The 13,943-nt window shown below is 63.2% G+C and carries 12 protein-coding genes; 9 read left to right on the forward strand and 3 right to left on the reverse strand.

The annotated features are described in order from the left end of the window. The 3 genes from B3H47_RS04115 to B3H47_RS04125 form a co-directional block, all read right to left on the reverse strand. The coding region (locus B3H47_RS04115) for a zinc ribbon domain-containing protein (RefSeq protein WP_286986172.1) at positions 1-981 on the reverse strand (981 nt) is incomplete at its 3' end. 136 nt (positions 982-1,117) lie between these two features. Further along, the gene (groL, locus tag B3H47_RS04120; protein WP_013104898.1) at positions 1,118-2,758 is read right to left on the reverse strand and encodes a chaperonin GroEL; all 1,641 of its coding nucleotides are present in this window, start codon (positions 2,756-2,758) and stop codon (positions 1,118-1,120) included. A gap of 58 nt (positions 2,759-2,816) precedes the next feature. Then, entirely contained in the window at positions 2,817-3,107 is a 291-nt protein-coding gene (locus tag B3H47_RS04125) for a co-chaperone GroES (protein ID WP_013104897.1), read from the reverse strand. Positions 3,108-3,514: 407 nt separating this feature from the next. Between B3H47_RS04125 and B3H47_RS04130 the strand changes: the two genes are divergently transcribed. The 9 genes from B3H47_RS04130 to B3H47_RS04170 all read left to right on the forward strand — a co-directional run bounded on the left by B3H47_RS04130 (position 3,515) and on the right by B3H47_RS04170 (position 13,941). Beyond that, positions 3,515-3,970, forward strand: a complete 456-nt coding sequence (locus B3H47_RS04130) for a type IV pilin protein (protein WP_156054467.1) — start codon at positions 3,515-3,517, stop codon at positions 3,968-3,970. Between the two features lies 1 nt (position 3,971). Then, the gene (locus B3H47_RS04135) at positions 3,972-4,454 is read left to right on the forward strand and encodes a GspH/FimT family pseudopilin (protein WP_013104894.1); all 483 of its coding nucleotides are present in this window, start codon (positions 3,972-3,974) and stop codon (positions 4,452-4,454) included. After that, positions 4,451-4,957, forward strand: a complete 507-nt coding sequence (locus tag B3H47_RS04140) for a type IV pilus modification PilV family protein (protein WP_276706287.1) — start codon at positions 4,451-4,453, stop codon at positions 4,955-4,957. Before B3H47_RS04135 ends, B3H47_RS04140 begins: the two co-directional genes overlap by 4 nt. Before the next feature lies 1 nt (position 4,958). Then, a complete protein-coding gene (locus tag B3H47_RS04145) occupies positions 4,959-6,275 on the forward strand; it encodes a PilW family protein (protein ID WP_276706289.1) in 1,317 nt (438 codons plus the stop codon). After that, a complete protein-coding gene (locus tag B3H47_RS04150; protein WP_276706292.1) occupies positions 6,263-6,880 on the forward strand; it encodes a hypothetical protein in 618 nt (205 codons plus the stop codon). Before B3H47_RS04145 ends, B3H47_RS04150 begins: the two co-directional genes overlap by 13 nt. A gap of 89 nt (positions 6,881-6,969) precedes the next feature. Then, positions 6,970-10,461 carry a hypothetical protein gene (locus tag B3H47_RS04155; RefSeq protein ID WP_276706294.1) on the forward strand — a complete coding sequence of 1,164 codons (3,492 nt, stop codon included), beginning with the start codon at positions 6,970-6,972 and terminating at the stop codon, positions 10,459-10,461. Positions 10,462-10,599: 138 nt separating this feature from the next. Beyond that, positions 10,600-11,076 carry a type IV pilin protein gene (locus B3H47_RS04160; RefSeq protein WP_276706296.1) on the forward strand — a complete coding sequence of 159 codons (477 nt, stop codon included), beginning with the start codon at positions 10,600-10,602 and terminating at the stop codon, positions 11,074-11,076. Between the two features lie 61 nt (positions 11,077-11,137). After that, positions 11,138-11,953, forward strand: coding sequence for a hypothetical protein (locus tag B3H47_RS04165; protein ID WP_276706298.1), 816 nt, complete (start codon positions 11,138-11,140; stop codon positions 11,951-11,953). Beyond that, entirely contained in the window at positions 11,893-13,941 is a 2,049-nt protein-coding gene (locus B3H47_RS04170) for a putative bifunctional diguanylate cyclase/phosphodiesterase (RefSeq protein ID WP_276706300.1), read from the forward strand. Before B3H47_RS04165 ends, B3H47_RS04170 begins: the two co-directional genes overlap by 61 nt. Positions 13,942-13,943 lie beyond the last annotated feature (2 nt).

Genomic DNA, 13,943 nt, shown 5'->3' on the forward strand with positions numbered 1-13,943 from the left:
AGGGCGCGCAGGCGCAGCAACGGGCGCAAAGGTCTCCGGCTGGGCCTGACGCTGCGGCACCGCCGGAGCAGGCGTGGCCGTGCTGGGCTTGCGCACGACAGGCTCAGGCTTGGGTGCGACCGCAGGCGGCGCAGACGCCACCGCCGGTGTGGTCGGCACGGCCTGCGACGCTGGGGCAGGCGCGGCCGCAGCGGTGCGGGATGCACTCGCCGCCGTTGACTGAACCGGGGCCGACGCCGCAAACGCCGCCTCGCTCGCACCTACGGAAGCGCCCGTCTTGTCTTGCTGCGGATGTTGCATCGACCACCACAGCCCTCCCCCGCCTATGAGCAGCAGCGCAATCACGCCCGTGGCGATACCGCCGATGAGAAACGCGTTGCTGCCTTTCACCGGCTGCTGGGCGCCTTGGCCGAGCCCGGATCGAGGCAATTGATCGGGCGAGGCACTGCTGCGGGGCGGCGGCGCGGCGCGGGCCGCCTGTGCACGCTCGCGTATTTCCGCTTCCAACCGGGCCGTGGCGGCAAGGCGCTCGGCCTCGCGCTGCGCGCGCTCACGCTGCGCGGTCTGTTCGGCTTCTCGCGCAGCCGCAGCCGCGGCGGCTTCTGCTTCTTTCTCCGCCTGCTGCTGCTTCGCGCGCTGCAGTTGCGCCTGGGCCTGCGCTTGCCGATCAGCGGCCTCCTGCGCCTGTCGCTCGGCTTGCCGCCGGGACTGCTCGGCCTCGGCTTCGGCCCGTCTCGCCTCTTCAGCCCGGCGCGCCTCTTCGTCTCTCAAGGCCTGCGCCTCGCGCTGCGCCTGAAGTTGCGCCGCCTGAAGTTGTGCCGCCTGCTCGGCTTGCTGGCTCGCCTCATTCTGGGGATGGGAGGCAGCAGCCTCTGGGGGCTGCATCGGCTTGACCTGAGTCGGCAACAACGCGCCGCACTGTCGGCAAAACTTGGCGTCTTCTTGGTTCTGCGTGCCGCATTGGGTACAAAAACGTGGCATGTTGGCCCCCAAATCGAAATGGCAACGATCTTAGCGAGAGCGTTGACAGCTTCATGCGTTTTTCATGACAAAAAAGCCCGCCATCCTCACGGATGGCGGGCTTGCGTTGCAGCAGGCTGCTGAACGGGACCTGAAATTACATGCCCATGTCGCCCATGCCGCCCATACCGCCGCCGGGCATGGCGGGTGCGCTCTCGTCCTTCGGCGCCTCGGCCACCATGCACTCGGTGGTCAGCATCAGGGCCGCCACGGAGGCGGCGTTCTGCAGCGCGGTGCGGGTGACCTTGGTCGGGTCGAGAATGCCCATATCCAGCATATCGCCGTAGGTGTCATTGGCGGCGTTGAAGCCAAAATTGCCCTTGCCTTCAAGCACCTTGTTGATCACCACGCTGGGCTCGCCACCGGCGTTGGCAACGATTTCGCGCAGCGGCTGTTCAATGGCACGCAGCACGATCTTGATGCCAGCTTCCTGATCGTGGTTGTCGCCCTTGATCTCGCCTGCGGCCTGACGGGCACGCAGCAGCGCCACGCCGCCGCCAGCCACAATGCCTTCTTCCACCGCAGCGCGGGTCGCGTGCAGAGCGTCTTCGACACGAGCCTTCTTCTCTTTCATTTCCATCTCGGTGGCGGCGCCGACCTTGATGACGGCCACACCGCCAGCCAGCTTGGCCACGCGCTCTTGCAGCTTTTCGCGGTCGTAATCAGAGGTGGCTTCTTCGATCTGGATGCGGATTTGCTTGACGCGGGCTTCGATGTCGGCGGCCACACCAGCACCGTCGATGACGATGGTGTTTTCCTTGCCCACTTCGATGCGCTTGGCTTGGCCCAGATCGGCCAGCGTGACCTTCTCCAGCGTCAGGCCGACTTCTTCGGCGATGACCTTGCCGCCAGTCAGGATAGCGATGTCTTCCAGCATGGCCTTGCGACGATCACCAAAGCCCGGCGCCTTGACGGCCACGGTCTTCAGGATGCCGCGGATGCTGTTGACCACCAGGGTAGCCAGCGCTTCGCCGTCCACGTCTTCCGCGATGATCAGCAGCGGACGGCTGGACTTGGCCACTTGCTCCAGCGCGGGCAGCAGGTCGCGAATGTTGGAGATTTTCTTGTCATGCAGCAGCACGAACGGGTTGTCGAGCACGGCAACCTGTTTGTCCTGGTTGTTGATGAAGTAGGGCGACAGATAGCCACGGTCGAACTGCATGCCTTCGACGATGTCGAGTTCGTTTTCCAGGCTCTTGCCGTCTTCGACGGTGATCACGCCTTCCTTGCCCACCTTGTCCATCGCCTCAGCGATGATCTGGCCGACATTCGCGTCGCTGTTGGCCGAGATGGAGCCGACCTGCGCGATTTCCTTGGTGTTGGAGCAAGGCTTGGAGGCCTTCTTCAACTCTTCGACCAGCGCGGTGACCGCTTTGTCGATGCCGCGCTTGAGGTCCATCGGGTTCATGCCGGCGGCCACATACTTCATGCCTTCGCGCACGATGGCCTGGGCCAGCACGGTGGCGGTGGTGGTGCCGTCACCGGCGTTGTCGGAGGTCTTGGAAGCGACTTCCTTGACCATCTGCGCGCCCATGTTCTGCAACTTGTCCTTCAGCTCGATTTCCTTGGCCACGGACACACCGTCCTTGGTCACGGTGGGGGCGCCGAACGAGCGCTCGAGCACCACATTGCGGCCCTTGGGGCCCAGGGTCGTCTTGACAGCGTTGGCGAGAATGTTCACGCCTTCCACCATGCGGGCGCGGGCGTCCGCACCAAAAATCACGTCTTTTGCAGCCATTGAAATTCTCCGTAAATTTGCAGTTGAAGCAGGAATCAGATCACGCGAATGACGTGAATTACTTCTCGATGACGGCCATCAGGTCGTCTTCGCGCATCACCATCAGCTCGTCGCCGTCGACCTTGACGGTCTGGCCGGCGTACTTGCCGAACAGCACGCGGTCGCCCACCTTCACTGCCATGGCCACCAGCTTGCCCTGGTCGTCATGCTTGCCCGGCCCCACGGCCAGCACTTCGCCTTGATCGGGCTTTTCCGCCGCGCTGCCCGGGATCACGATGCCCGAGGCGGTAGTGGTTTCTTGTTCGATACGCTTGACCACGACACGGTCATGCAGAGGGCGCAATTTCATGCAAATCTCCTGAAGTTTGTGGAAAACCGGGCGCCTGCTCGGAGCCCAATGACAAACCGCCTCCCGGACGATGCCCGGAACCGACGGCCAGAAACCCATTTTGAAGGCGCGTACATGACAGTGCGATGAAGCCGTTGTTAGCACTCACCTTCAACGAGTGCTAATTATAGGGACGGACTTTCGGGTTTCAAGAGCCAGCGCACAAACCTCGCGAGCGGAGGTGATCGACAAGAAGTCCGCCGAGAGGTCGCCCGCCGCCTCATCGCGCCGCCACACTCGTCACTAAATGTACGTAAGGTAAATATTGGAAAAAATCGACCGTTCGTCGCCAGATTCACACCGTTCGTCGGCTCGCTGCGGCAGTTTGTGCAAAGCAATTCCAGAATGCACGCAAGGAGAGTTCATCCATGCAGCGCAACCGCGGTTTCACCCTGATTGAACTGATGATCGTCGTGGCGGTCGTCGCCATTCTGTCGGCCATCGCCATTCCGGCCTACACCAGCTACGTTACTCGCAGCAAGCTGACCGAGGCGTTCTCGAACCTCTCCAGCATGAGCGTGGCCCTGCAGCAGTACTACCAGGACAACCGCACCTATGTTGGCGCTCCCATCTGCGCGACACCGCCCGCCGGAAAGGATTACCAGTTCAGTTGCCCCACCCTGACGGCGACGACTTTCACCCTCACCGCCACGCCGACGGGCGGCCTCGTCGCACCCAGCTACGCCATCGACCAGGACGGCAATAAATACACCACCAGCGTGCCCGCATCAGGCTGGGTCATGCCACCCGGAACCAGTTCCCCGCCTTTGCCCGCTGGAACCACATCGAATGGCTGGGCGCGCGATCAATCCGGAAACACCTGACATGTCCCTCATCAAGTCACGTCAGACGGGCTTCACCCTCATCGAAATGATGGTGACCATCGCCATCGCCGCCCTGCTCGGCCTTATGGTCGTGCCCAATCTGGTGAGCATGGTCGATTCCGGCAAAACCTCGGTGCTGGTCAACAAGTTTCCCCAAGACGTGGCCTGGGCACGCAATCAGGCGGTGACCACGCAGCAGCCGGTCACCATCACCCTTGGGGCAAACAACACCTGTACCTGGAGCACCAGTGTGGGCGGAACGGTGATTGCAGAGCACTCAATGTCGCCAAGCCAAATCGCCGCCAGCTACCCGGGCATTACCTGCAGCATCACCGGCGGCAACACGCAGACGCTCACTTTCGATAGCCAAGGCTTCATCAACACCGCGCCCACCATCACCGTGACCGCTGCGCAAGGCCAGACCTGGACGCTGCAGGTACTCGCCTCCGGCAGTGTGATTCTCAACGCCAACACCGCATCATGACGCTCCAGCCCCCTCCTCCCGCTCGCGCAGCCGCAAATCAGGCCGGCATGTCGCTCATCAGTGTGCTGGTTGCCATCGTCATTTTCGGCCTGGGGATGCTGTCGATCGCATCGCTCTATAGCCTGGCCGTTCCGGCGCAGACCGCCAACCAGGAAGCGCTAGACACTGCGGCTTTCGGCAACCAGTTCTGGGCCATTCTGCAAGCCAGCCCGCAAGTCGTACCGCAGCTCGGCGCGGGCGTCACGCAAAGCTACACCAGCGCATCGGCCAGCGCCCCCGCCGCGTTGCAGCCCTGGCTGGCCAATATCTTCAGCACTCCATCCATGATGCTTCCAGGCGCCAAAGTCACCATCACCACCGGGGCGGGCGCCGACGGTAACCCCTGCGACGTGAGTAACCCCACTGCCCCGCTATGCGGCGTGACGTTGACCATTGCTTGGGCCGCAGGCAAGGGCGGTGGCGGCGCGCGCAGCCAGACGTATCAGTACCAGGTGGGCTTCTGACATGCGACACCTCTCCACCTCTCCTTCCTTATCCGCCGCCCACCGCCAGCACGGCCTGAGTCTCATCGAGCTGATGGTGGCCCTGGTCATCGGGCTGATCTTCGCCATCGCCGTGCTGCTGGTGCAGTCGTCCCTCACCAAGCAGAACGTGGAAATGAGCGATGTGATGCAGCGCGATACCCAGACCCGCGCCGCGCTCGATCTCATCAGTCGCGATCTGTCCAATGCCGGGTTCATGCTCGGCGGCGCTCAGTCGCGCTGCAGCGTGCTGCTGGCCTACGACAGCGGCATTGGCGGCAGCCAGCCGTTTGCCCAGTACCCGGTCTCTGCTGCGTCGCAGCCGCTGACCCTGCCCACCAGCACCCCAGCAGGCAGTACCAACTATCCCAGCATCACACCCGACCCCTCGGCCTATGGCACCAAGCAGCAATTCACCGACATGCTGTTCTTTACCGGCGCCACCAGCGCGCTGCAGACGCCGGGCAACGGCAACCCCACCGCTTACGTCGTGCAGAACTCCACCACCCAAGCCGCCAACGGCCAAGGTGCGCTCAAAAGCAGTGAACTGCCCCTGGCTTCCACCGCCGGACTGAGTGTGGGCGATGCCGCCCTGCTGCGCATGCCGCTCAACGGGAAACTGGTGTGTTTCCGGGTTCCGATCGCCGATATCGGGCCCAGCACTTCACCCTCATCCACTTACATCAGTAGCAGTAGCAGCAGTCTGTTTCCCAGCACCGGGTACGCACCCTTCAACAATCAGCTGATCGCTGCCGGGGCGCTGCCGCCAGGCGGCAGTCTGACCAATCCGAATTTCGTGCAATCGCGCCTCACCGATCTGGGGCCGCAAACCAGCAGCAACGTGCAGACCGTGGTCTATTACATCGGCCAATATGCGAATGCGGGCGGCGGCTCCTATCCAGTCTTGGTGCGTGCCGTGCTCAATGCCCAGACCGACATGCTTGTGAGCTCGCCAGTGCCGGTAGCGGCAGGCGTGGTCAGCCTGCAGGCACTGTTCGGGGTGGATGAAAGCAACTCCGGCAGCGTGACCAACTACCTCACATGGCCCGCCGTCGTGAGCGGGAAGTACACGGCAAATGTGCGCAGCGTGCTGTTCGCACTGGTGACCAAATCGCTACAGAACGACCCCGGATACACCGCGCCTGCAACGATCGCCCTGCCCAGCCCCAGTCTGGGCCCGGCACAGTTCACCCCCTACACCGTACCCACAGGCATTGGTGGCCTGCCTGATTACAGCCACAACCATTTTTCCGTCATCGAATCCGAATTTGCCGTTCGGAACCAGCTATGGCCGCACTGACCCCTAACCTGACGCGTCGTGACGAGGGCGGCTACGTGCTGCTGCTCACTCTCATCACCTTGGTGGTGCTGCTATTCGGTGTGTTGTTCACCATGCGCGGAACACTGCTCCAGGGGGTGATGACCGGCAACACCGTGCAGCGGCAGAAAGACGTGCAAGCCGGTGACATGGCACTGCGGCAGGTGCAGCAGGCGTTGATTGCCACCGTGCAGGGATCGGGTAATCAGGTGCTCGACATCGCCGCCAGCGGGCAGCCCTGGTTCTATACGCCGACGGCCTCGTCAACTACGCCAGCCGGTGCCGTGCCCGGAGCCACCGGCCCTTACGCCAATTTTTGGACCATCTGCAGCGCCGACAAGCAATGCGCCCCACTATCGAGCGTGGTTTCGGTGCTTAATCCGCCGCCGCCGCCTATCAACGACGCCAGCGGCCAGCCCTACCGGGTGCTGGTCAGCGTCTGGCCCACCAACCTGCCGACCAACGCCTACTCCTGCGGCACCACGGGCTACACCGCGAGTTACTACGCCGTATTCCTGCATATTGCCGAGGCAAGCGGGAGCACAGCCATCAATACCCAATCCGTCATCAAACTGTGCACGATATGAACGCATCAACGCCCCGTCGATTCATCGCGCTACTTACGAGTAGCGCCCTAGTGCTTGCCCCGTGGGCGGCAGTGCCCGCCCACGCCGGTTTGGCAACCTCAATCTCCCAGACCCAGCCCCGCCCGCAAGTGGTCATCGCCATCGGCAACTCGCAGTCGATGGACGGCGACCTCAGCGGCGCCATCATGACCGGATCGGGCAATCTCTCCAGCGGCCTGACCAGCCTGTACAAAAGCAGTTCGCCGGTCAACTACTCGGTGCCCTCCGGCTTCACACCGCCGATGACCCCGAGCCAGACCGCCTCGGCGCCTTATACCTACAACAACAACGGCACCCTGGTGGACAACGGCGCGAGCCGACTGAATGTGGCCAAGGCCGGTCTATCCTCGGTGCTCAGCCAGTATCTCCCGAGCATGGACTTTGCGCTGGAAGACTATTCAACCTCGGGGACGAGCCTTTACACCACTTGGGTGTATTACATGTCACCGAGCGGCGGTTTCACCTTCGCCAATAGTCTGCCGACACATGGCTTCACCAGCTACGCGGCTTACCAGAGTTTTGTCGCTGCCAATCCGAATGCTTCCCCCGCACCCACGCGCTGGGTCAACAATCCCTGTTATCAATACGGCAGCGCCTCGTCTTCGGTCAAGAGTTATTGCAGCAGCATTGCGAATTCGGGTTTGTATGGCAGTAGTGCGAGCACGGCTGCCAGCACGCTTTCAAGCAATCTGTACATGCAGATCGGAGCGTCTAGCGACGACCCAAACATCAATGACGTCCTCTACTCGTCAGGACAACCCGGCCTATTTGTTGACTACGGCGGTGCATATGCGGCCTACAACTATTCCACTTATCTTGGGCCAATCACTTCCACGAATACACCCTACACCTATTTCAATCTCGGCAATTACAACGACGGTGTCGTCAGTGTCGGATATAACAAGTCCGCACCCTCAGCGAACAAGGTCACAGGGCCCACCAATGCCGGATACGTGCCGTACACGGATCAGGTCATGTACGCCGAGCGCGGTTTCGGCTACTACGTGCAAAGCCTCAACGCGACCAGCGGCAACCAGGTCGTTTCCATGACCAATCTGGGCTCCAATCCCGGCACATCTGCAGTCAACACGGCACTGACGCCCTTCACCACAGCGTTAAAGCCAGAGACCAACAATTCATCGTCCAGCGAGATCAAGGCGCTGGCCTATCAGTCGCCGACGGCGGGGCTGGTGCAGGGCGCGGGCAATGTGTTGAGCAATCTCACCGCTTCTTGTGCAGGTCAATATGTCATTCTCGTGACGGATGGTCTGCCGACGATGGACTTGAACGGCAATAACTGGCCGCCACTGGGCAGCGCTGCGGGACAGGGTTATGGGGTCAATGCAGCGTTCTACGGGATTGCGGGCAATTCCAACTACGGCATCAACGACGACAGCAACAATTTGCCCAGCGGACAGACCCAGGGCGCATTAGATGCGGCCAATACCAATGACCAAGCGCTGATCGACACCATCACCGCCATTCAGGCGCTGAACAAAAAGGGCATCAAGACCTATGTCGTCGGCCTTGGAGCGGGTGTGGACGCCAACGCGAATCCAGCGGCTTACGCAGCGCTCAACGCGATGGCGATCGCGGGTGGCACGGGGCAGGAATTTCCGGCCAACAACATTCCTGCTTTCAACGCAGCGATCAATAGTATTGCCGCGCAGATTTTCCAGAGTGTTGCGATCAGTGCGCCCATTGCGCCGAGCAGTGTGCAGGGTGGCACATTGGTCTACAGCGCCACTAGCAACTACGTGCCTGGAGCCATTGCCGGCCATGTGAAGGCCTACGCCACCGTAGCCACCGCACAGTCCACCGTGGCTACCCCGGTGGGTACGGCCAGCGGTCCGGCCAAGTGGGACGCTGGCGATGACACGCACATGTCCGCAACCATGCGCAAGGCCGCGATGTACTCCACGGCCGTGTCAACCTTGAGCAACCCGCCACCCGGATCGGGGCTGGTGGAAAACCTCGCGGACATGGGCACCAGCACCAATGCGGTTTACGACCCCAGCGCCTTCGCACTGAGTGCGACCACCTGCGTGCCCAACATCGCCACCGAAGTGGCCTATACCGTCGACCCATCTTTCAATAACGCGGGCGACGACGCCCAGCCGCAATACGGCAGTCTGGGCTTTCCGAGTGGCGTGAGCGGTTGTTCGTATCTGGCAGGTCGGCAGCTCAACTGGATGCTGGGCAGCATGAGCCCGAATGACCAGACCAGCTATCTAGGCGCCCCCGGAACGGCGGCATTCACCACCCTGCCGGGCTATGTGCAATTCGCCGTGAACAATAAGGACCGCGAAAAGCTGGTGCTCTTTACCGGCAATGATGGCTTCCTGTATGCCGCAGACGCCACCACCGGCAATCTGGTGTGGGGCTGGATGCCCCGACCTTTCCTTTCGCAGTTGCAAAACTACGCCCAGTTCCAGACTGCGCAAAACTTCGACGGCGGCTATACCCTGACTGACGCGGTCGACACCGCGACCAACGCGCAAGCCAGCGATTGGGCCAGCTATGTGGTCGGCACCGCTCAGAGCGGCGGTTATCACTACGCGCTCAAGCTCAGCAGCAACAATGACAGCACGGTCACCACGCCCCCATCACCGCAGTCTGTGGCCTGGGCAATCAACGTGCCGGGCGGCACTTCGCCGCAGCAACAGGCCCCTCTGGTGATCACGGTGGACGGCATGCAGTACGCGGTGTTCGTGGTGAACACCACCAGCGGCAGCGGCAGCACCAAAACCACGACCAGCACGCTGTATGAGATCAACGTCGCCACCGGGCAGCCCGCCAGCGGCACGGTGCTTTCCGCCCCGCTGCCCTTCGTCCCCAGCAGTTCGATGTCTTACGACGCGGGCAGTGGCACGCTTTGGATGGGCGACAGCAACGGCGGCGTCTGGAGTCTGAACCTTTCCGGCACGGCCCCCAACGATGTGATCAGCGCACTGCAGGTCGCCACCACCAGCCCGCAGCAAAAGCTGAACTATGTGGGCTACTACGAAATCAATGGCCTGCCTTATGTGTGGGCGGCGTCGCAAACCGAAATCAGTGTGTTCGCCTTGTCGGGCGCAAGCTCGCAGCTTCTTTGGGCCAGCGACGGCAGCAGCGGCTATCAGTCCAGCGGCGGCAGCCTGCAGGCGGTATCCAGCAACGTGGTGGCGCCCCTGCAGACGAACGGGCAGATCTCCGCATCGCCTGCCGTGGCCAACGGTCTGCTAGTCGTACCCGTATATGTGCCTCCCAGCGCCACGAGTTGCGGCGTAGGTGTGGGCTACTACGACCTGTTCGATTTAGTCAGCGGCGGCACACCCAAGATCAACGTCACTTACAAGGGCAACAGCGTGACCTCGGGAGTGATCAGCCTGGGTTCGGGCATTCCGCTGTCGCCCTCGCTCTTCGTCAGTAGCAATGGCGCGGGTTTCTACCCCTACACCACGGCCAATGTGCCCGACGCCAGCGGCAATCCTCCGCCCATAACTCCGGTCACGCTGGGCGGCAACGTGATGAACAAGCCCATCGCCTGGCGGCAATATTGAGCGGGATTGGCAGCCCGGCGGCGCCTTGTGGGTTTTCCTCCACAGCGCGCCGCCGGTTTGTGCAGCATTTCACAAAACCAGCCACTCGCTGAAGCGCGGCCCCTGTTGCGGGCTGCGTGGCGGCGCTACAAAGCGGGCATGAATCTGTCCATCTCCTCCTGCACACCCAGCAAGCGCTCGCGCGGCTTCACCCTGCTGGAGCTGATGATGGCCATCGCCCTGGTGGGCGTGCTCACCGCCATTGCCCTGCCGATTTACAGCGGCTACCGGCTCAAGGTTGAAAATGCGCAGGCGCAGCAAGACGTGGTGTCCATCTCTGCGGCCATCCAGAACTATTGGGTTTACAACCGCACGCTGCCCAATTCGCTGGCCGACATCGGCATGGCGGGCAAGCTCGATCCCTGGGGCCACCCCTATGTCTACTACAACATCGAGGAAAACGGCAAAGGCGGCGCGCGCAAGGACAAGGCGCTCAACCCCATCAACACCGACTTCGATCTCTACAGCATGGGGGCGAACGGGCAGACCCAATCGCAGATCAGCAACAAGGTCAGCCTCGATGACATCATCCGCGCCAATAACGGCGCGTATATCGGTCTGGCCGCCAATTACTGAGCCCGTGGCCTGCGCTGCTTACTTCCCCTGCGGCGCTACGCCGCGTTGTTGTTGAGCGACGATGCGTCCGCCGCGCCTGTCCACCTGGTTTTCCGGCAGCCGCCTGGGGCGACAGTTGTTTGCCTTGTTCGTCGTTGCGGCACTGGTGCCGCTGGCGCTGTCGGACTGGTTGTCGAGCACGGCGGTCAATCAGGTGGCGCGGCAGCTCAATATGCAGAGCCAGCAGCGCATGACCCGGCAGGTCAGCCGTCAGGTGTTCGACCGCTTGCTCACGGCCAAAACCCTGCTGCTCGCCTTGCCGTCCTCCGCGCCGCAAGCAGGCGCGCAGCTCCCAGGCTTGGGGCGGGCGTTTGACGCCCTGCTGCTGCAAACGCCGCAGGGCAAGCCGGAATGGGCCTCCGCCAACGCCGCCAATCTGTGGCGCAACTGGCAGCGCGCCTTCCCCGCCATCCCGCCGGTTCAACCCCTCATGGATGCCAGCGCCGGTTTGACGCAGGTGTTGTTGCGCACGCATCGCGCGACGGGCGAGCCGACAAGGGTCTACCTCGCCGCTTTGCAAAACGGGCAGCCCCGGTGGATTGCAGAACTCAACCCGAAATTCCTCTGGGGCCCGGTGCATGATGCGATGGACGGCGGCGTGTGGAGCGTGCGCAATGCCGAAGGCGCCTTGCTTTACCCCGTTGCCAACGTCACCGCGCCCGCCGCCCAGCGCGGCGCGGCGGCCGACTCGGTGTTTCGCTTTCAGCTCTTTCTCGGCGGCGAGTTTGGCGCGCCAGACTGGCTGTTCATTCAACAAGCGCCGCCGCCCCGCGTAAGTTGGCTGGGCTGGCCCTGGCGGTGTGGCTGGGCCTTGTGGCGGCGGCCACGCTGCTGCTGATCGCCCTGCTCGCGCAGCGGCAAATTCGCCGCACGCTGGTGCCGTTGGAACAACTCACCGCGGGCACACGCAGCCTGGCCGCCGGCGACAACAGCGCGCGCGTGCAAGTGCACAGCCAAGACGAATTCGGCGTGCTGGCCGGCGCGTTCAACGACATGGCCGCCAAGATCGGCGCGCAGTTTCATGCACTCGAAGGGCTGGCCGCGATGGACCGCGACATTCTGTCGGGCGCTTCGGTGGACAGCCTGGCCCGGCGTGTGCTCGATCAGCTCGAAGGGCTCTACCCCGAAGCCAGCGCCGCGGTGATCTGGCAGAAAGAGCCGCGGAATTTCCGCCGCGCCGTGCTGTGGCACGACGGCAAGACGAATAAAACCGTGTTCGACGTGCGCGACGTGGCCTGCGATGCGGCCGCCCAGGCCCAGTGGTCAGGGCTGCAAGGCGATCGGCAGTTTCAGATCAACAGTCTGGGCGAAAACGCCTTGCGCGACGCCCCCTGTCTGCGCAGCCTCATGCCCCCTGCGGACGGCTGGGTGGCGCTGCTGCCGCTGCGGCAGGGCGAAGCGGTACAAGCCCTCATCGCCCTCGGCCTGCCCGCTGAGCCCGCCGCGAGCGAGTTGCAACCCGCCGCCGAAGTGCGTGATCGCCTGGCCGTGGGTCTGGCCGCGCAAGACCGCGAGCGGGCGCTGGTGCATCAAGCCACACACGACAGCCTCACCGGCCTGCTCAACCGCCACGGCCTGCACGAAAAGCTCGACGCCCTGCTGGCGCCCGGTCAAGCCGTTGCCTCTCTGGCCTTGCTCTACATCGACCTCGACAACTTCAAGGACGTCAACGACAGCCGCGGCCATGCAGCGGGCGACGCGCTGCTGTGTCAGGCCAGCGAGCGGCTGCGCACCCGCCTGCAGGCCAACGGCATCGTGGCGCGCCAGGGCGGAGATGAGTTCACCCTGGTATTGCCCTTGGCCGACGCGGCCACGGCGCAGGCCACGGCGGATGCCATGATTCGCGCCCTGCGCGAGCCGTTCGAGCTGGTGGGCGGCCCGGTTCAAGTGGGCGCCAGCGTGGGCATTGCCCTGTGCCCGCAGCATGCCTGCGAGCGCAACGAACTGCTGCGCTGCGCCGACATTGCGCTGTACGCCGCCAAGGCCTATGGCCGTGGCCGCGCCCAACTGTTCAACCCCACGCTCGACGCCGAAGCCCGCACCCTGGCCCAGCTGCTGGCCGACCTGCGGCAGGCGCTGGTGCGCGGTGAATTTGTCGCTTTCTATCAACCGCGTGTCAACGCCGCCAATGGCCGCATCACCTCTGCCGAAGCGCTGATCCGCTGGCATCACCCGCAGCGCGGGCTGCTGTTTCCCGATGCGTTCATTGCCGTGGCCGAGTCGTATGGGCTGATTGCGCCCATCGGCCGCTGGATACTTGACGCCGCCTGCCAGCAAATGGCCCAGTGGCGGCGCGAAGGCATCGATATCGCGCGGGTTTCGGTCAATGTTTCCGCCGTTCAGTTTGAATCGGGCGAACTCGTCGGGCAGGTGCAAAACGCGTTGGAACGCCACGCCGTCCCGCCCGCCACGCTCGAACTCGAAATTACCGAAAGCCTGCTGGTGGACGAAAACGACGCCCTGTTCGCCCAGCTCACCGCACTGCGCGACATGGGCGTGACCCTTGCGCTCGACGACTTCGGCACCGGCTATTCGTCCATGGCGGCGCTGCGCAAGCTGCCGATCGACGTGATGAAAATCGACCGATCGTTTGTCATCGATCTGGAAACCGGCGCCAGCGCCCTGCCCGCGGTACGCGCCATCGTGGCGCTGGCGCAGGCCTCGCATCTGCACCTCGTGGCCGAAGGCGTGGAAACCGAGACGCAGGCGCGCATGCTGCGCGAACTGGGCTGTCACGAGTTGCAGGGCTATCTGTATTCACCCCCCGTCGAGCCCTCGAAGTTTCTACAACTTCCCGGCTTGCGCCACGGCGCGCCCGCAGCCTGACA

The organism is Thiomonas sp. UBA7699 (assembly GCF_002482605.1).
In the GTDB taxonomy this organism is placed as follows: domain Bacteria; phylum Pseudomonadota; class Gammaproteobacteria; order Burkholderiales; family Burkholderiaceae_C; genus Thiomonas; species Thiomonas arsenitoxydans.